The sequence below is a fragment of the Tenacibaculum caenipelagi genome (assembly GCF_004363005.1).
GTDB classification, from domain to species: Bacteria; Bacteroidota; Bacteroidia; order Flavobacteriales; family Flavobacteriaceae; genus Polaribacter; species Polaribacter caenipelagi.
Genome location: NZ_SNYH01000003.1, coordinates 316,064 through 334,849 on the forward strand (window position 1 = coordinate 316,064; position 18,786 = coordinate 334,849).

Consider the following 18,786-nt stretch of genomic DNA (forward strand, 5'->3'; position numbering starts at 1 on the left):
AACTGTAGTCTTTAGTCTTATTAATTTTTGTTTAGACAAATTACAGATTATCTATAAAATCTGATATTTTGGTTTGTAATTCTTCTGATGCTTTTACCAATGGCAAACGTACCTCATCTAAACAAAGACCTAACTTTAACAATACAGCTTTAATTCCTGCAGGATTATTTTCTTCAAAAATATAATTTACAACATCCATCAACTTGTAGTGTATATCATAAGCCTCTTTTGCTTTTCCTTCTAATCCTAACTGAATCATTTTTGAAAACTCTTTTGGCAATGCCTGTCCTATTACAGAAATCACTCCTGCTCCACCTGCTAGCACTACTCCTAATGCTAAATCATCATCACCTGAAATTACTAAAAAGTCTTCTGATTTATCTTTTAACAACTCATAGTACTGTTGTTGATTATTTCCTGCTTCTTTAACTGCAATAATATTTTCGAAATCTCTAGCTAATCGTAAAGTAGTCGCAGGCTCCATATTCTTAGCTGTTCTTCCTGGAACATTGTATAAAATAATTGGCTTTGGACTTGCTAATGAAATTGCTTTATAATGCTGATAAAAACCTTCTTGAGTTGGTTTGCTATAATATGGAGCTACAGATAAAATTGCATCAATATCATTTAAATCTAACGAAGTAAGCTCATCAATAACAACTTGTGTATTATTTCCTCCAACTCCAAGTACTAAAGGTAAACGCCCTTTATTCTCTTCTGCAACCACCTTTATTATTTCAAGCTTTTCTTCTTTGGTGATCGTTGCACTTTCTCCAGTAGTTCCATTTATTACTAAATAGTTTGTGCCGTTTTCAATATTATAGTTTACTAACTTTCTAAGTGCATCGAAATCTACACTTAAATCTTCGTTGAAAGGAGTTACTAAAGCCACTCCTGTTCCTACAAACTTTTGCATTATATTTTATTTAAAATCGTTAGGTATTTTTTTAATTCTTGATTTAAAACCGCTTCGTTAAAATTAACATCAGATACAACAATATCGTATAATCTATCATCAATTTCAGCAAAACCTGCTTTGAAATCTGCTTGCGATAACAAAGTTACCATATTCGTTAGCAAATTTGATGTTTTTGTATAATTTATAAGTAGGTCGTATTCATTTTTAACGAAATTTTTCAAATTGTCGGATTTTAAACTCGCTTTAAATCCAAAATCTTTATCGGTAAAAAATTGTGGTGATGGTTCATCTTTTTTAGAATATTCTCTATAAACTAAAACTGTTACCTCTTCTTTTTTCAATGGAAAATTGTTTGCTAAATTCGCCAATACAACATTTACCAAAGCCTCATTATCTAACAATATTGCAACCTTTTTCACCTTGGTTGTTTTATGTTTTTTATCACTTTGTTTAGCTATTAGCTTATCGTATTCCTTTTGAATGGACTTACTTTTTAATGTACTTATCATTTATGAAAATTAGGGATAGCTAATTTATTTATTTCTCTTCAATTTCAATCAATAAAAATTGATTCAATTGCTTGCCGTATACTTGAAAATTATCATCTGAAGCTACAATTAACGATCTGTTTCCGTTCGATAACTTTGGTCCTAAAGTAATCGCTTCTATATTATCGATAATTTTATTTGTTAATTGACTTTGAATTGCACTAAAATCTAACAGCAATTCCTTCTTTAACGAAATATATTTTTCATTTTTTAAGGATTGTATCTCCAAGATATTTGTTGAAGTATCATCTATAGTTGCTTTGAAAATCCTAACCACATTACCATAACTTCCATAACCACTCTGATACGCTCTTTCAATGACAAAAAAGTGGTCTTTCTCGTATTCTAAAATAGCCGTTACTCCATTCAAGTTTACATTTCCTTTGGCTGGTTTGTCTATTTTTTCTAATTGATAAGCAAATTGTTTAGTTGCTTCTTTTGACTCATTATCAAAATAAGTAATCCTAATAGGAGATTGTGTTTCATGAAATGTTGGTTCTTCACCGTCTGCTTCCAAAGGTGCTTCCATAGCAACCCAAAAACCTTTTCCGTCTATACCTTTTGAAGACCCTTCAAAAACACCATTATGTTTTGGTTTTGCTTCCGAAGTAGCTTTGAAATAACTAGGTATGGTCATTTCACTTTTGAATTCTCCATTAAAATCTACTTGAAAAATACTCGGGTCTTTTTTATATCGAATAGATCCTTCACTAGTTAAATTAATCAAACCTTTATCCACAAAAATAGACTCTAAATCTAATACATGGTTTTTAGAAAACTGACTAGCCGTATCTAACTGTATTAACTTATTAAATTCTATCGACTTGATAGAATCTTTTTGAATGGTTATATCTGCCACTAAAATCCTAGGATTGGCAGCATCATCTATCACCATATAATAACTATTATTGTAATAATCAATTCCAGAAATTCCTCCAATAACTGTACTGTCAATTTGCAATGAATCTTTAACTATATATTCATTTAAAAACTTAAGTGAAATGGCTTGTTTCTTACAAGCTACCAAACCTACAATCGATAAAGCAAGTGCTATTTTTTTCATACTTACAAAAATATTGTTTTTAGTTTATGTAAGCATTAAAAATTGCCTCGTCTAATACAACAAACTCCATTAAACATGAAAAAATACATACCTTTTATATTGAAGTTGATTGCAGCTATTATTATGCTTCAAACTCTATTTTTTAAATTCACAGGAGCACAAGAAAGTATTGATCTGTTTACTAAAATAACAGGAAGTAATGAAGCGTATATGCGATTAGGGACAGGTATCTTAGAACTTATTGCTTCTATTTTGTTATTCATTCCAAATAAAACATGGCTAGGTGCTTTCTTAACTATAGGGCTTATGGGAGGAGCAGTTATGAGTCATTTAACTATTATAGGTATAGAACATAACAACGACGGTGGCGCCTTATTTATAAGCGCTATTATAACTTTTGTTTCTGGGCTGATTTTATTAATTTTTAATAAAAAAGATATTCCTATTATTGGAAGTAAATTATAGTTCTAAAACATAAAAGGGCAGTTTAAAACCGCCCTTTTATTAATTTACTCCTATAAAAATTTCTATTTCAGCATTTGTTGGATCTGCTGCTTTCGATCCATAAACTTCAAAATCGGAAGTGTAAGCTCTGTTAATATCTTCATTCCATATCTCTATCCATTTGTTATACACAACACCTTCAGTCAAATTTCCTTTTGCTACATGTTTTTCATAGCTTGGAGCTTCAATTTTCTTGCTAATCATTCCTTCTGGAATATTAGTTATTTCATCCACTCTACAACCTATAATTGTAGTATACGGTTTAGTATAGTCTGACTCATAATCTGTATAAACAGCGTAAATTTCATCAGAAGATTTATTCGGAATTTGTTTGGCTATATTTTCTGACATAAACCGCTGCCATAAAGCAGGTATATCTTCCATAGCTTTTTGATCTTCATTAGTAGTCCTTACTGAAATTCCGACAACATAAAATGGTTCTCTTTGTTTTGCAATCATTATAATATTTCTTTTTCTAAGATTAAGCTATTAAGTACCAAAAATCAAGTTGCATTGTAGATTCATCTATCATTTCTAAAAATGTTTTACAAAACTGATTCTCTAAATATCCAGTACAAATTTGTTTTGTTTGCCCCAAAGTTTCTCCGAGAACAACCTCTGTGTAAACTTTATCAGGTAATGTTCCTATAAAATGTTCTTTTGTATTTTTAAAATTATGCAAATAATCCTTTTCTATCGTTTGTGAAACTAACAACAAAGAATCTAAACTGTCTTTTTCTTTTAATTTAAAAACACCATACTCTACACATGAAAAACTCTCAGGTACTTCAAAATTTTCTTTATTAATTGTATTGTAGTGTACTTGTACATTACTGGGTTCAACCATATCAAAAAAAAGTTTTACCGATTGATTACCCTCTGCCGATTTTTCAAGTTGCTTTAAAGATTCTTTGTCTTCAGCAAAAAGAACATTAGCAAACTTTCCTTCCATATTTCTAACTAAACAATGGAATATGATTCCGCTTTGTTGTTGTAAGAAATTTGATTCAAAATTCAATACAGCTTCAATTAATTGATTAGGGGTTGTACCTTCTTTCACTTCAAATGATGTAAATTCCATCATCGCTGCTTTACTATTGTTTAGCCTTATCATTTATTAAGTTTTTATTAATGATGCAATAATAAAAACAGGTAGTGTCAACCTTATGTCAAGGGTTGTTTAAATCTTTTTAACAAGACTCAAAAAACTCCGCTAAGGTCATATTATGAGGTTTAAAAGTGATATAAGTGGTTATTAAACTTTGTATACAATCTAACCTAAAGGCTCTAAATTCATTTCTTAATCGACAGTATGCTATTAACAACCAGTTTTCATTAGTACTATATAGCGCAAAAGGCTCTACTGTTCTCTTTGTAAAGTTATTTTCAAGCGATAAATAATCTAATTCTAGTAAATGATAGTTTGTAATTGCTGATTGAATTTGAATAAGGTAACTACTCGATTGTTCATTATTTATATTTGCTCTAAAAATAATTCTTTGAGAGAGTAAATTAGCTTTGTCTTTTTGAGAATCTCTTAAAACTGCTTTAATTTTAACTATCGCTGCTATATAATTTTCAACAAAAGAAGTATCCTTGTTTTGTAATATCAATTGTTCTGCTGTTATCAGCGCATTGGCTTCCTCTTCAGAAAACATAATAGGGGGCAATTGATATCCTTCTTGTAAAAAACACCCTTTTCCTTCTTCAGTAATTACTGGAATTCCAGAATCCTCAAGTGTTCTAATATCCCTATAAATTGTCCGTAAACTTACTTGAAACTTATCTGCCAACTCTCTAGCTGTTAGTAGCCTTTTTGATTGTAATAAAGTTACAATTTGAGTTAACCTCGTTAACCTCGGTTTTTCCATAAAAACTAGTTATCCTTAGCTATTATAGACTTAACAATTAAGTATTGAGAAACGATATATAACACTATAATAGCAATATCAAACAATCGCTTTGGTGTGTAAAAATTATTTAACGCTATTAAACTGTCAGAAGTTATAAACAACACTGCTCCTAATAACAACCATGAATTTGCTGTTGTTTTTTGTTGGCGATAGTTCAACAATGCGGCAGTTCCAAAAGTTGAAATAGTTATACCATAAACAATTACTGGTAATAACATATCACCTAAGTTAGCGTAAATTAATCCTAACAATACCACAAATAATAACACAAAAGGCATGGCTGAAGTTATCATTTTAACTGTTAAATCTTTAAACAATAAATCGGTTGTAATTTTAATATAGACAACATGAGCTACTAAAAAGGATGCTAAACCAAACACAAAGAAATTGGTTTTATCTAACAGAAACACATCTCCCCAGAACGAAAAAAACAGAGCTGACAACAACCAAAAACTAGGCCTTTTTACCGATACTAAATATACTATTGCTAGCGTTGTCATTAGCAATGGCTTAAAGATCATTTCGATTGTTTTATTTTGTGTAATTACTGCATACACATCGGCAATAGCAACCAATAAAAACACAATGGAAGCTAAGGTTATTTTAGTTTGTTTGGTCATTATAATAGTTAATTTTACTCTTTCACTTCTTTTTTAGACTATTTCAACACATTAATGTTACAACATTAAATCATATCTATAAAATCTTGTTCAGAAATAATTGGAATCCCTAAACTTTCAGCTTTTGTAAGTTTACTTGGTCCCATATTATCACCTGCAACAATATAAGTTGTTTTTTTAGAAATTGAACTCGACACTTTTCCTCCGTTGTCTTCAATCGCTTTTTTGAGTTCGTTTCTACTCATTTGATGAAAAACTCCTGAAACTACAAAGACTTTCCCTGCTAACTTATCAGTCTGTCCTTCTAAACTTTCAGCAGAAACTTCTAGTTGAACTCCGTATGATTTTAATCGATTTACTAATTCTATATTCCCTAAATCATTCGAAAAATCAATAATACTTTGTGCTATTCTATCACCAATTTCATCAACCGAAATTAGTGTTTCGAAATCAGCATTCATTAAATTATCTATCGACTTAAAGTGTTTTGCTAACTTTTTAGCTACAGTTTCACCTACAAAACGGATTCCTAGTGCAAACAACACTTTTTCAAACGGAATTTCTTTTGATTTTTCAATTCCTTCAATCATATTTTGTGCAGATTTTTCAGCCATTCGTTCTAACGGAATAACTTGTTCTACCGTTAAGTCATATAAATCCGCGTAGTTTTTTATCAATCCTTCTTTACGTAGTAAATCAACCGTCTCTCCTCCCAAACCATCAATATCCATGGCTTTTCTACTAATAAAATGCTTGATTCTTCCTGTAATTTGTGGCGCACACCCAAATTCGTTCGGACAATAATGTTTTGCATCTCCTTCTGTTCTTACCAATTCAGTATGACATTCAGGGCAGTGGATTGCGTATTGAGTCGGAACAGAATCTTCTGGTCGTTTTATTAAATCAACACCCACAATCTTCGGAATAATTTCTCCTCCTTTTTCTACAAAAACGGTATCTCCTACTCGCACATCTAACTTTTCGATTTGATCTGCGTTGTGTAATGATGCTCTTTTCACAATCGTTCCTGCCAACTGCACAGGCTCTAAATTTGCAACTGGCGTTATTGCTCCTGTACGACCTACTTGGTACGTAATTTCATTTAACACTGTAGAAACCTGTTCCGCCTTAAACTTATAAGCAATTGCCCAACGAGGTGCTTTTGATGTATATCCTAATTCATCTTGTTGTTGAAATGAATTTACCTTTACCACAACTCCATCAGTTTCATAAGGTAATGTATGACGTTTAACATCCCACTTTTTTACAAAGTCTAGTACTTCTTCTATCGACTTAGCTAAAACAATTGTATCAGGAATTTTAAATCCTACTTTTCTAGCTGCTTCTAAACTTTCAAAATGTGAAGCATATTTACGCTCTCTGGTTACCAACTGATACAACAAACAATCTAACGGACGTTTTGCAACTTCTGCGCTATCTTGTAATTTTAAACTTCCACTAGCTGTATTACGCGGATTTCGATACGGTTCTTCATCATTAGCAATTCGTTCTTCGTTCATTTTACGAAACCCTTCAAGCGGTAAAATGATTTCTCCTCGCATTTCAAAATCGGCAACAAAGTCGCTATTCGGTAATAATGGGATAGACTTTATTGTACGAATATTGGTTGTTACATTATCTCCTTGAAAACCATCTCCACGTGTCACCGCTTGTACAAACTGCCCCTTTTCATAAGTAAGATTGATAGAAGCTCCATCGTATTTCAACTCGCATGTATATTCTATTTGATCTGTTCCAAGAATCTTTTGGATACGTTTTTCCCAATCCAATAAATCTTCTTTTGAATAGGAATTATCCAAAGAATACATTCTATGTTTATGGGTAACAGTTTCAAAATTCTTCGTTACTTCTCCTCCTACTCGTTGCGTTGGTGAATTTGGATCGAAAAATTCTGGATTTTCATCTTCTAACTGCTGAAGCTCTTTTAATTTTATATCAAACTCATAATCAGAAATGGTTGGTGAATCCAACACGTAATAACTATGATTATGTTTATGTAACTCTTCTCTTAATTGTTGTATCTTCTCCTGAACTGTCATCTAAACTACTTTCTAACGGTACTTGTAAAATGATTAATTTTTGAATTGATTGGATTTCCTGAAGCACGTCTAAAAGATGCCAATTGACCTGCATGCCAAATAGCATCTGCAATGGGTCCGTTAATAGCATTCCATAACGGATGCTCTTTTTCTCCAAAAATGATTTTGTGCTGTGATACATCCTCACTTTTTCTAAAAATATCACTAGCTAACTTTAAGTTTTCTAAAGTTATTTTTCTCTTTTCCTTAAAGGTCATTCCTGATTTTGGCTCTTTATAAGGAACTTTCAAAGCAGCATTTTCAATTACCTGTGATAAACTTAAAATATGATCTATTGTTTCCTCTGCAGTTTTTGCTTCTGCACTTGGCTTATATTGCAAATCCTTTTCAGTTAACCCTTCTGTGGACCAATAATAACGAAACCCTAAACCATCAATCATTCTACTAATTACAGAACCAGCCGTAAACTCTTCAGCTTCTTTAGGTATTTCGTAGTAAGGTAATTTAGTTTGTGAGTTTGTTGTAATTGCAGCAAACAAAAACAACATTGGTGTAAATACTGCCTTCATCAAGTAAAATTTTGATGCTAATTTAAGGAAAAGATTTATGAGTTATTATATAAGATTTCACAATAAAAAAGCCAGAGTTAATTAACTCTGGCTTATTCTTGTTTTATTAAAAATATAATCCTAATAATAAGTATAACGACGCACTTTAGCAATATGTTTAGCTAAACGCATTACTTGGTGAGAATATCCATACTCATTATCATACCATACATAAATTACAATAGTGTCTCCGTCTGCGATAGTAGCTTTACTATCAAAAATAGATGGCGCTGTTGTTCCTACGATATCAGAAGATACTAACTCATTACTTAATGAGTACTGAATTTGCTCTACTAAATCTCCTTCTAATGCATATTTTTTCATAATCGCATTTACAGACTCTACTGTAGCAGGAGTGTTTAATTGTAAGTTTAAGATTGCTAACGATCCGTTTGGTACTGGTACACGAATAGCACTTGATGTTAACTTACCTGCTAATGCTGGTAACGCTTTTGCTACTGCTTTTCCTGCTCCTGTTTCAGTAATTACCATGTTTAAAGCAGCTGCTCTACCTCTACGATATTTCTTGTGCATGTTATCAACCAAGTTTTGGTCGTTTGTATATGCGTGGATAGTTTCTAAGTGTCCTTTTTTAATTCCGAAATTATCTTCTAGCACTTTTAATACTGGTGTAATAGCATTCGTAGTACAAGAAGCCGCTGAGAAAACATCAATGTTATCAGGATTGTTCTCTTCGTGATTTACACCGTGAACAATGTTTGGTACACCACCGCCTGGAGCAGTTAATAATACTTTGCTTGCTCCTTTAGCTTTTAAATGACGACTTAATGCTTCTTCATCTCTAAAAGCACCAGTGTTATCTATAATTAATGCATCATTAATTCCGTATTCAGTATAATCGATATCTTCTGGTTGATTAGCAGAGATCATATATACTGTAGTTCCGTTAATGATTAATGCATTGTTATCAGCATCTACTTGAACAGTTCCTAAGAAATCTCCGTGTACAGAATCTACGCTTAATAATGAAGCTCTTTTTTCTAATACTGTTTGGTCAATATTACCACGAGTAACCACAGCTCTTAAACGTAATTGAGAACCTTTACCCATTTTACTACTCAACTCACGAGCTAATAAACGACCAATACGTCCAAAACCATATAATACTACATCTTTTGGTTTAATATCTTCTGCCTCTGTAGCATCTTTTAATTGCTCTTTTACAAAAGCTACTTTATCTGCAGAAGCGTCATCTTGTAAATGATATTCGTAAGCTAATTTACCTATATCTAATTTTGATGGTGGTAAATCGATTAATTGAATTGCCTTTGCAATTTCTAAAGCATCATCAATAGAAATTGGCTTTGCTACAAACTCTTTTGCATAGTTAATTAAGTTTAAAACCTCACTAGCTCTTTTGTCTACTAATTGGTTTCTAAATAATACTAACTCGATAGATTTATCATACCATAAATCGTTAACGATGTTAATAAACTCAACAGTAGCTCTTCTAACTTGCGCTTGATTTACTACTTCTTTTTCGTAATTTGTTATTGTTGACATAGTTGTGTGTTAACTAAAATTAAAAAATTTGTGCAAAAATAGGTATTTCTTCTCGATTTTATATTGGTTTTATTAAAGAAAAAGTCTCGTTAAAATTAATTTTAACGAGACTTTAAACATTTGCATTACTACACTTGTTAATACTTATATTTTTCTACTTGTCCTTCTGGACTAATTAGTTCTAAATACATTCGTTGCGAACCATTATAACTATCAAAAAGTGAAGCTGCCTCAGAAGCATTAGCTACCGGTTTTCCATTTATTTTTGATACAATATACCCTGGTCCTACTTTAAAATATCTAAACCCTTCATTATTTGTTGCTACTATTTTAGCCCCACCTGTTATACCTAACTTCTTTCTTTCCTTTTTTGATAAATCTTTTAATTGTACCCCAAAAGAAAAAGAAGTAAATGTACTTTTCTTACTTAATTTAACAGTCTTAACTAAATCTTCCCCATCTCTATTTACAGTAACATTCACATACTCACCAGGTCTTTTTGCTGTTAACTGCCCTTTTAAATCTGAAAACTTAGAAATTTTTACGTCATTTACTTGAGTAATGATATCTCCTTCTTTTAAGCCCGCTTTAACAGCGTCACTATTTTCATCAATAGAACCTATTTTAACACCCTCTAAATCCTTTACGCTACTATCAACTCCAATTCCCAAAATAGCTTCCTGAACAGCTCCAAACTCTAATAAGTCATCTACTACTTTTTTAGCAATATTTGAAGGCACCGCAAAAGAGTAGCCTATAAACGACCCTGTTCTTGATGAGATAGCTGTATTAATCCCAATTAATTCTCCTCTTGTATTCACCAAAGCACCACCGCTATTACCTGGGTTAACAGCAGCATCTGTTTGAATAAAAGAGTCAATATTAGTATTACCATCTAAGTCTCGTCCTTTAGCACTTACTATACCCGCTGTAACTGTAGATGTTAAGTTATACGGATTTCCTACTGCTAACACCCACTCTCCTACTTTAATATTATCTGAATTCCCAAAAGGTAAATTTGGCAACTCAAAATCAGCTTCTACTTTTAACAATGCAATATCATTGCTTTTATCAGCTCCTATTAACGTCGCTTTTAATTTTTTTTGATTGTTTAGAGTAACTTCTAAATCACTTGCACCTTCAATTACGTGATTATTAGTTACAATATATCCATCAGGAGAGATAATAACTCCACTTCCTGTTCCTACTTGCTCATATTTCCTTGTACCACTCCCACTTCCATAAAACAATTCTGCCAATGGATTTTGTTGTGTTCGTATAGATGTATTTTTAACATGCACTACTGCATGTACCGTTTTATCAGCTGCTTCAGTAAAATCTGTTGGAGTTGATGTTGAATTTATAACTGTTGGCGTATAACTCGCCTTTACGGTTTGCATTGTTGGTTCTACCGCTTTTTCAACAATCACTTGCGGTCTCTCTAATAATGTTTTGTATCCTGCAAGTGCTATTGCGCCTCCTAAAAACGCAATCCCTAAAGTTCTAAATATTTTCTTCATATGCTTACAAAATTTTATACTTCAAATATACTATTTTAACATTTCAGACAAATGTGTTTAACTTCTATTTAACGGTTTTTAACCGCTATTTAACAGTCTTCTTTCCTTGATAAAATATGTATCTTTGTCCATTATTATGGAATTAGACTTTTACAAATACCAAGGAACTGGAAACGATTTTATCATGGTAGATAATCGTTCAAAAACCTTTCCAAAAAACAATACTGACATAATTGCAAAATTATGTGACAGACATTTTGGTATAGGTGCTGACGGTTTAATTTTACTTGAAGAAGACACAAACACCGATTTTAAAATGGTGTACTACAACTCTGACGGTAATGAAAGTACCATGTGTGGTAATGGTGGACGTTGTATTGTCGCTTTTGCTCATAAATTAGGACTTTTCAAAACAAATACAACTTTTGTTGCCATTGATGGACTTCATCATGCTTCTATTTCTAATAACATCGTATCGCTACAAATGATTGATGTTAACGAGGTAAAAATTACTGACAATTACGTTTTCACCAACACAGGATCACCACATCATGTACAACTTGTTAAAAATCTTACTGAGTATGATGTGTTTTCTAACGGAAGAAGAATCAGAAATGAAATTTATGGTACAGAGGGAAGTAATGTTAATTTTGTAGAACGAATAAACCATAACACCTTTAAGGTTCGTACCTACGAACGTGGTGTTGAAGATGAAACTTTAGCTTGTGGTACAGGAGTTACTGCTGTTGCTATTGCCATGCATGCAACTCAAAAAGCAAACAGTACATCAATTAATTTACCTGTAGAAGGTGGAGAACTAGAAGTTTCTTTTGAAGAACAAAACGGTAATTACACTAATGTTTTTTTAAAAGGACCTGCTACATTTGTATTTAAAGGAAAAATAAATTTTTAGTGCATACGTTAACAGGAACATATATCAATTTAAGAGCTTTGGAGCCTGAAGATTTAGAGTTTTTGTTTCAAATTGAAAACAACGAACTCTTTTGGGAAGTTAGTCATACACAGACTCCTTTTTCTAAATATTTATTAAAACAATATTTAGAAAATGCTCATTTAGATATTTATGAGGCTAAACAATTAAGGTTAATTATAGAAGAAAAAGCCACCAATAAACCTATTGGAATGATTGATTTATTTGATTTTAATCCTCAGCATAGAAGAGCTGGAATTGGAATTTTAGTACATCCTGATTTTCAACAAAATGGTTTTGCTTCTGAAGCTTTGCAATTATTAACTAAGTTTTGTTTCACTCATTTACAGTTACATCAACTATATGCTAATATTACTGATGATAACATTCAGAGTATACACCTTTTTCAAAAACATAATTTCATGAAAATTGGTGTAAAAAAAGATTGGACATACCACAACGGAACATATAAAAACGAAATTTTATTTCAATTAATAAATGAATAAGAAGATACTTTTAGGTAGCATAGTTGCTATTTTTTTAATTGGCGGAATTATTGGGTTTAACTACTATCAGAAAATATTTGGAAAAGCAGTACAAAAAGACGGAGCTATTTACATAGGTTCTAATGCTACATTTATAGATGTAAAAAAACAACTCACTGAATTTGTTAAACATCCTGAAAATTTTGTTTGGTTGGCAGAAAAGAAAAAGTTTACCCAACCTAAAGGAGGTAAATACACTTTAAAAGAAGGAATGAGCATGAACGATGTTATCAATCTTTTAAGAAGCGGAAATCAAACTCCTATTAAATTATCATTTAACAACCAGGACACTTTAGAAAAATTGGCAGGAAGAATCGCTGAACAAATTGAAGCAGATTCAATTACTCTCTTACAAGCGATGAAAGAACCTTCTTTTTTAGCAACCAATAACTTTTCTGAAAAATCTGCTTTAGGAATGTATATTCCAAATAGTTATGAATTTTACTGGAATACTTCAGCTGAAAAGTTTCGCGATAAAATGTTACGCGAATACAATCGCTTTTGGACTCCTTCAAGACTAGAAAAAGCCAAACAACTTAATCTTACCAAAGAAGAAGTAATCACGTTGGCTTCAATCGTTCAAAAAGAAACTGCTAAAAAAGTAGAGCGTCCAATTGTTGCCGGACTATATCTAAACAGATTAAAAGATAATTGGCCTTTACAAGCTGATCCCACAATTATATATGCTATCAGAGAAATAAACGGTCAAGATTTTGTTGTAAAAAGAGTTCTAAACAAAGATTTAGAAATCAATTCTCCTTATAACACTTATAAAAACACAGGGTTACCTCCTACTTTAATTGCAATGCCAGATATTTCATCTATTGACGCTGTATTAAATCGTCAAAAACATAATTATTATTATATGTGTGCTAGCGTAGATAAAATTGGTTTTCATGAATTTGCTAACTCTTTAGCACAACACAATAGAAATGCTGCTAAGTATCAACAATGGATACATCAGCAGGGAATAAGAAGATAAATTAACAAAATTTTATTTTCATAAAAAGAAGTTGAATTTTATATAATCGCTAATAAAATTCAACTTTTTTTATTAACACAATAATAAAAAAACCAAAAAACCACTAATTTTTCAACAGGTAAACACCTGTAGTTTATTGATTTTTAATGTTTTATAAAAAATAACCGTATCTTTGCCTAGCTAAACAGAAAGTTATTAGTTATCAGAAATTTAGTATTAATCATTGGGGGGATTATATTACTAACTAGTTTCACCGTCATAAATGACAAAAAAGAAAAAGCTGTTACTACACCGGTACCAGCACACGAGATTGAAAAGGTAAATATTCCCTTTTTGCAAAAAGACTTTGTTGGTTTTAAAGAAGCGCTAGCTTTTAAAGAATCACAAGGTAACTACAGAGTAGTAAACGAACTTGGTTATTTAGGTAAATACCAATTTGGTAGAGAAACCTTAAAAAGATTCCGAATTTACAATACCGATTACTTCCTTAAAAACCCAAAATTACAAGAACGCACGTTTGTTGCTTATTGTAAATTAAACAAATGGATTTTAAGAAAAGATATTAAAAGAAGTGTTGGTAAAACTATTGGAGGAGTTAAAATTACCGAATCAGGCATTTTAGCTGCAGCTCATTTAGGTGGAGCTGGTAACGTAAAAAAGTTTTTACGTTCAAACGGAGCTATTAAATTTAATGATGCCTTTGGAACTTCGATACAATCGTATCTTAAAAAATTTGCCAATTATGATGTTTCAAACATTAAAGCAAATAAGAAACCAATCGTATAACAAGAAACAATTAAAAAAGTAAAGCACCGATAACTCGGTGCTTTTTTTATTTATGAATGATAAAAATTGCTGGTCTTTTATGCAAATCTGGCTTAGCGTTTTTCCATTCTTTTACCGTTAACGTTTTAATATATTCTGTTGGTAATGTTATATCGCAAGCAACACAAACTCTAGTCTCTGGAGACAATATAGCACGTAAATCATCTAACATTTTCTCATTTCGATACGGAGTTTCTATAAAAATTTGCGATTGATTTTTATCTTTTGAAAGTTTCTCTAGTTCCTTAATAGCTTTCTTTCTATCCGATCTATCAATAGGTAAATATCCGTTAAATGCAAAACTTTGCCCGTTCATTCCCGATGCCATAATAGCTAATAAAATAGACGATGGTCCTACTAAAGGCACTACCTGAATTCCTTTTTGGTGGGCTAATTTAACTATGCTAGCTCCAGGATCTGCAACTGCAGGAACCCCTGCTTCAGACAACAACCCAACAGACTTTCCTTTTTCACAAACATCCAAATAATTTTTTGTTTCCAAATCATCTGAATATTTATCCAACAACATCAACTCGAGTGATGGTTGCGATTTTGTAGGCGTGATTCTTTTAATAAATCTTCTGGCAGATTTCTCGTTTTCAACAATAAAATAATCTAGTTGTTCAACTACTTTTTTTACTGATAAAGGCATCACCTCTAAAGGCTCTGTATCTCCTAAAGTTGTAGGAATTAAATATAATTTACCTTTCATTATTTTCTAATTTTTGAAGCTATAATTTCACAAACTTCATCTAACATTTGATACACATTTTCAAAACCTTGATTTCCTCCATAATACGGATCTGGTACCCCCATATCTTCACCAGGATACAATTCATTCAAAATCATTTTTACTTTTTTGCGCTGTGTAACATTATCAGACATCGCCACAATATCATCATAATTACTTCTATCCATAGCAAAAATCATGTCAAACTCATCAAAATCTTTTTTCGTAAATTTTCTTGAACGTTGATTTGTAATATCAATTCCGTATTTTTTTGCTACTTCAATTGAACGCTTATCAGGCAATTCACCCACATGATAACCAGCTGTACCCGCTGAATCAATTTTAAATTTTTCTAATGATAATTTTGATTGTAAAATCCCCTCAGCTAATGGTGAACGGCAAATATTACCTAAGCATACCATCAATATTTTTTTCATACAAAATAAAAAAACCTCACGTTGTGAGGCTATTTGTTTAAAGCGTTAGTTTCTTCGTTAAATCTTCAACATATTTTTTAAACTGCTTATCAGTTTCTGTCAAATTATCAACCGTTTTACATGCGTGCAACACAGTGGCATGATCTCGTTTTCCTATTTGACTACCAATACTTGCTAGTGATGATTTTGTCATCCGCTTTGCAAAATACATTGCTAACTGACGCGCTTGTACAATATGTCGTTTACGAGTTTTTGACTGTAAGGTTGCTACATCCATATCAAAGTATTTTGATACTACTTTTTGAATATAATCAACCGAAAGTTCTTTCTTGGTATTTTTAACAAATTTATCTACAATTTGTTTTGCTAATTCAATTGTAAACTCTTTTCTATTAAAAGAAGCTTGTGCAATCATTGATATAATCACTCCTTCTAATTCACGAACATTAGACTTAATATTTTTTGCGATGTACTCTACAATATCTTCAGGCATTTCTACCCCATCTCTATACAGTTTGTTTTGTAGTATAGAAATCCTTGTTTCGTAATCAGGAGCTTGTAATTCAGCTGATAATCCCCATTTAAAACGAGATAATAAACGCTGTTCAATATCTTGCATATCAACAGGTGCCTTATCAGAAGTTAAAATAACCTGCTTTCCGTTTTGATGCAAATGGTTGAATATATGAAAGAATACATCTTGTGTTCCTGCTTTACCAGATAAAAATTGCACATCATCAATAATCAACACATCAATCATTTGATAAAAATGAATAAAATCATTTCTGGTATTAGATTTTACCGAATCAATAAACTGCTGTGTAAATTTTTCCGAAGAAATATATAAAACAGTTTTATCAGGATATTTGTCTTTAATTTCAACTCCTATAGCATGCGCCAAATGCGTTTTTCCTAAACCTACACCTCCATAAATTAACAAAGGATTAAACGATGTTCCTCCTGGTTTATTAGCCACAGCCATACCAGCAGATCGTGCTAATCTATTTGAATCACCTTCAACAAAGTTTACAAAATTATAATTTGGGTTTAATTGCGATTCAATTTTCACCTTCTGTAACCCTGGAATAATAAACGGGTTTTTTAACTCTCGTTTTGACTCTAGAGGAATGGTTACTTTTTGAGGTTTTAACGGATTACGGTTAGAACTTGGAATTTTAACTGTCTGCGGACTGTTACTACTGTACGTATTTTCCATACGCACATCATAAATTAACTTCGCATCATTCCCCAACTCTCGCATTAAAGCAACTCTTAATAGCTTGATATAATGCTCTTCCAACCACTCATAAAAAAATTTACTAGGTACCTGTACCGTCAAAGCTTCGCCTGCCAATTTAATGGGTCTTATTGGCTCAAACCAAGTTTTGTACGCTTGGGGTTTAATATTATCTTTGATAAAAGACAAGCATTCCGTCCAAACTGAATCGGCTGTTTTAGTCATATTTCGGTAAAAAACAATTTAGTTGTTATTTTTCTATTCAAGTTTAGGGGACACAAACATTAATGTCTGAGCGAACAAAAGTGTGAATAAAATTTAGCATAAAAAAATCAAATTGCTATTGACTTTTATTTTTTTTTTGCGTATCGTTAATGCAACTTAAATTTTAAAAAAATCTTGCAAAAACATCACACATCCATACGAGTTCGGTATGCTGAAACTGATCAAATGGGAGTAGTCTACCATGGAAACTACGCACAGTTTTTTGAAATAGGTCGTACCGAATGGCTACGTTCTATGGGCGTTACTTACAAATATATGGAAAAAACAGGAATCATACTGCCTGTTATTTCTTTATCTTGTAACTTTAAAAAATCAGCCTTATATGACGATGAACTAACCATTACTACTATTCTTAAAAAGTCACCTTCAGTAAAAATTGAATTTGACTATGAGATTAACAATCAAAACAACGAATTAATATGCACAGGCAATACTGTACTTGCTTTTATTAACAATAGAACTAAAAAACCAATGCGTTGCCCTGATTATATTTTAGATAAATTAACAATCACAAAATAGCCAAATTGCTTAAACAAATAACTACATGAAAATATATACCAAAACAGGAGACAAAGGTACTACTTCACTATTTGGAGGTACTCGAGTACCAAAATATCACTTGCGGATTGAGAGTTATGGAACCGTAGATGAGCTTAATTCTTATATCGGATTAATTAGAGATCAAAATTTAGATAGCTCATTAAAAAAAATATTGACAAAAATTCAAAGTGACTTGTTTACTTTAGGCGCTATGTTAGCTACTCCACCTGAAAAAGAAGTCCTAAAAAGTGGTAAAGAACGGTTAAATATTCCTAAAATTAACAACAGTTCCATTCAATTTTTAGAAGATGAAATTGACCTGATGAACAACAGCTTACCTCAAATGACGCACTTTGTGTTACCCGGCGGACATCAAACCGTGTCATTTTGTCATATCGCCCGCTGTGTATGCCGTAGAGCTGAGCGTTTATCTGTCGCATTAAATGAAGAAGAACCTATTCACAATACCGTTTTAATGTATTTAAACAGACTTTCTGACTACCTTTTTGTGTTGGCACGAAAGTTGACCCAAGACTTACAGGCTGAAGAAATTAAATGGATTCCTGAAAAGCTTTAACAAAGTTCTTTAATTATTGATTCACATTTTTTAAAAAAAACTTGACTTTTTACAAAAAAAAATTATTTTTGCGGAAAATCTTACTAAACAGATAAAGAAATGTATTGGACACTTGAATTAGCATCTTATTTAGCAGATGCACCTTGGCCTGCAACTAAAGACGAATTAATTGATTATGCAATTCGTACTGGGGCACCGTTAGAAGTGGTTGAAAACTTACAAGATATAGAAGATGAAGGTGAGGCGTACGATTCTATTATTGAAATCTGGCCAGATTACCCTACAGAAGAAGATTATCTTTGGAATGAAGATGAATACTAATAAAATACAACCATAAAAAGTCTCTTTCATAGAGGCTTTTTTTTTGCTTACTTTTAAGCACTCAAATAACAAACATAAAACATGCCAATTAAAGACA

The 18,786-nt window shown here is 31.9% G+C and carries 22 protein-coding genes; 8 read left to right on the top strand and 14 right to left on the bottom strand.

The genetic code is table 11. The features are described from left to right. Window positions 1-40 precede the first annotated feature (40 nt). Genes dapA through DFQ07_RS08030 form a run of 3 tightly spaced genes read right to left on the bottom strand, consistent with a single transcriptional unit; the run spans window position 41 to window position 2,530 of the window. Entirely contained in the window at window positions 41-916 is an 876-nt protein-coding gene (dapA, locus tag DFQ07_RS08020) for a 4-hydroxy-tetrahydrodipicolinate synthase (protein WP_133535775.1), read from the bottom strand. Beyond that, window positions 916-1,428: a DUF6913 domain-containing protein gene (locus DFQ07_RS08025; RefSeq protein ID WP_133535776.1), complete on the bottom strand. Its 513-nt coding sequence runs from the start codon at window positions 1,426-1,428 to the stop codon at window positions 916-918. Before DFQ07_RS08025 ends, dapA begins: the two co-directional genes overlap by 1 nt. 28 nt (window positions 1,429-1,456) lie before the next feature. Beyond that, window positions 1,457-2,530, bottom strand: coding sequence for an esterase-like activity of phytase family protein (locus DFQ07_RS08030; protein ID WP_133535777.1), 1,074 nt, complete (start codon window positions 2,528-2,530; stop codon window positions 1,457-1,459). A gap of 75 nt (window positions 2,531-2,605) precedes the next feature. Here DFQ07_RS08030 and DFQ07_RS08035 point away from each other — a divergent pair, with 75 nt between their 5' ends. Then, the gene (locus DFQ07_RS08035) at window positions 2,606-2,995 is read left to right on the top strand and encodes a DoxX family membrane protein (RefSeq protein WP_133535778.1); all 390 of its coding nucleotides are present in this window, start codon (window positions 2,606-2,608) and stop codon (window positions 2,993-2,995) included. 39 nt (window positions 2,996-3,034) lie between these two features. On the opposite strand, the gene DFQ07_RS08040 is transcribed toward DFQ07_RS08035, so the two are convergent. The 8 genes from DFQ07_RS08040 to DFQ07_RS08075 form a co-directional block, all read right to left on the bottom strand. Then, window positions 3,035-3,493: a GyrI-like domain-containing protein gene (locus DFQ07_RS08040; protein WP_166627754.1), complete on the bottom strand. Its 459-nt coding sequence runs from the start codon at window positions 3,491-3,493 to the stop codon at window positions 3,035-3,037. A 22-nt stretch (window positions 3,494-3,515) separates the two neighbouring features. After that, complete coding sequence (locus tag DFQ07_RS08045; protein WP_133535779.1) at window positions 3,516-4,148, bottom strand: hypothetical protein; 633 nt, start codon at window positions 4,146-4,148, stop codon at window positions 3,516-3,518. Window positions 4,149-4,224: 76 nt separating this feature from the next. Then, on the bottom strand, window positions 4,225-4,905 hold the full coding sequence (locus DFQ07_RS08050; protein ID WP_133535780.1) for a helix-turn-helix transcriptional regulator: 681 nt from the start codon (window positions 4,903-4,905) through the stop codon (window positions 4,225-4,227). A 5-nt stretch (window positions 4,906-4,910) separates the two neighbouring features. Further along, entirely contained in the window at window positions 4,911-5,567 is a 657-nt protein-coding gene (locus DFQ07_RS08055) for a lysoplasmalogenase (RefSeq protein ID WP_133535781.1), read from the bottom strand. A 65-nt stretch (window positions 5,568-5,632) separates the two neighbouring features. Then, on the bottom strand, window positions 5,633-7,627 hold the full coding sequence (ligA, locus tag DFQ07_RS08060; protein ID WP_133535782.1) for an NAD-dependent DNA ligase LigA: 1,995 nt from the start codon (window positions 7,625-7,627) through the stop codon (window positions 5,633-5,635). Window positions 7,628-7,632: 5 nt separating this feature from the next. Continuing rightward, window positions 7,633-8,196: a hypothetical protein gene (locus tag DFQ07_RS08065; RefSeq protein WP_133535783.1), complete on the bottom strand. Its 564-nt coding sequence runs from the start codon at window positions 8,194-8,196 to the stop codon at window positions 7,633-7,635. Window positions 8,197-8,316: 120 nt separating this feature from the next. Then, window positions 8,317-9,759: a glyceraldehyde-3-phosphate dehydrogenase gene (locus DFQ07_RS08070; protein ID WP_133535784.1), complete on the bottom strand. Its 1,443-nt coding sequence runs from the start codon at window positions 9,757-9,759 to the stop codon at window positions 8,317-8,319. Window positions 9,760-9,896: 137 nt separating this feature from the next. Next, a complete protein-coding gene (locus tag DFQ07_RS08075) occupies window positions 9,897-11,279 on the bottom strand; it encodes a trypsin-like peptidase domain-containing protein (RefSeq protein ID WP_133535785.1) in 1,383 nt (460 codons plus the stop codon). 136 nt (window positions 11,280-11,415) lie between these two features. On the opposite strand from DFQ07_RS08075, the gene dapF reads away from it, so the two are divergent. From dapF to DFQ07_RS08095, 4 genes are all read left to right on the top strand, one after another. Next, on the top strand, window positions 11,416-12,192 hold the full coding sequence (dapF, locus tag DFQ07_RS08080; protein WP_133535786.1) for a diaminopimelate epimerase: 777 nt from the start codon (window positions 11,416-11,418) through the stop codon (window positions 12,190-12,192). Next, complete coding sequence (locus DFQ07_RS08085; RefSeq protein ID WP_133535787.1) at window positions 12,192-12,716, top strand: GNAT family N-acetyltransferase; 525 nt, start codon at window positions 12,192-12,194, stop codon at window positions 12,714-12,716. The genes dapF and DFQ07_RS08085 overlap by 1 nt, the downstream gene beginning before the upstream one ends. Further along, on the top strand, window positions 12,709-13,737 hold the full coding sequence (gene mltG / locus DFQ07_RS08090) for an endolytic transglycosylase MltG (protein ID WP_133535788.1): 1,029 nt from the start codon (window positions 12,709-12,711) through the stop codon (window positions 13,735-13,737). The genes DFQ07_RS08085 and mltG overlap by 8 nt, the downstream gene beginning before the upstream one ends. A gap of 222 nt (window positions 13,738-13,959) precedes the next feature. Further along, the gene (locus DFQ07_RS08095) at window positions 13,960-14,523 is read left to right on the top strand and encodes a peptidoglycan-binding protein LysM (protein ID WP_394346859.1); all 564 of its coding nucleotides are present in this window, start codon (window positions 13,960-13,962) and stop codon (window positions 14,521-14,523) included. Between the two features lie 46 nt (window positions 14,524-14,569). Here DFQ07_RS08095 and DFQ07_RS08100 read toward each other — a convergent pair whose 3' ends face one another. The 3 genes from DFQ07_RS08100 to dnaA are packed head-to-tail and all read right to left on the bottom strand — an operon-like array spanning window position 14,570 to window position 17,191. Continuing rightward, on the bottom strand, window positions 14,570-15,274 hold the full coding sequence (locus DFQ07_RS08100; protein ID WP_133535790.1) for an SAM-dependent methyltransferase: 705 nt from the start codon (window positions 15,272-15,274) through the stop codon (window positions 14,570-14,572). Next, window positions 15,274-15,729: a low molecular weight protein-tyrosine-phosphatase gene (locus tag DFQ07_RS08105; RefSeq protein ID WP_133535791.1), complete on the bottom strand. Its 456-nt coding sequence runs from the start codon at window positions 15,727-15,729 to the stop codon at window positions 15,274-15,276. Before DFQ07_RS08105 ends, DFQ07_RS08100 begins: the two co-directional genes overlap by 1 nt. Before the next feature lie 37 nt (window positions 15,730-15,766). Beyond that, window positions 15,767-17,191, bottom strand: a complete 1,425-nt coding sequence (gene dnaA, locus DFQ07_RS08110; protein ID WP_133535792.1) for a chromosomal replication initiator protein DnaA — start codon at window positions 17,189-17,191, stop codon at window positions 15,767-15,769. A 174-nt stretch (window positions 17,192-17,365) separates the two neighbouring features. Here dnaA and DFQ07_RS08115 point away from each other — a divergent pair, with 174 nt between their 5' ends. The 3 genes from DFQ07_RS08115 to DFQ07_RS08125 all read left to right on the top strand — a co-directional run bounded on the left by DFQ07_RS08115 (window position 17,366) and on the right by DFQ07_RS08125 (window position 18,689). Further along, entirely contained in the window at window positions 17,366-17,770 is a 405-nt protein-coding gene (locus DFQ07_RS08115) for an acyl-CoA thioesterase (RefSeq protein ID WP_133535793.1), read from the top strand. A 25-nt stretch (window positions 17,771-17,795) separates the two neighbouring features. Beyond that, window positions 17,796-18,368, top strand: coding sequence for a cob(I)yrinic acid a,c-diamide adenosyltransferase (locus DFQ07_RS08120; protein ID WP_133535794.1), 573 nt, complete (start codon window positions 17,796-17,798; stop codon window positions 18,366-18,368). 99 nt (window positions 18,369-18,467) lie between these two features. Beyond that, window positions 18,468-18,689: a DUF2795 domain-containing protein gene (locus DFQ07_RS08125; protein WP_047789198.1), complete on the top strand. Its 222-nt coding sequence runs from the start codon at window positions 18,468-18,470 to the stop codon at window positions 18,687-18,689. Window positions 18,690-18,786 lie beyond the last annotated feature (97 nt).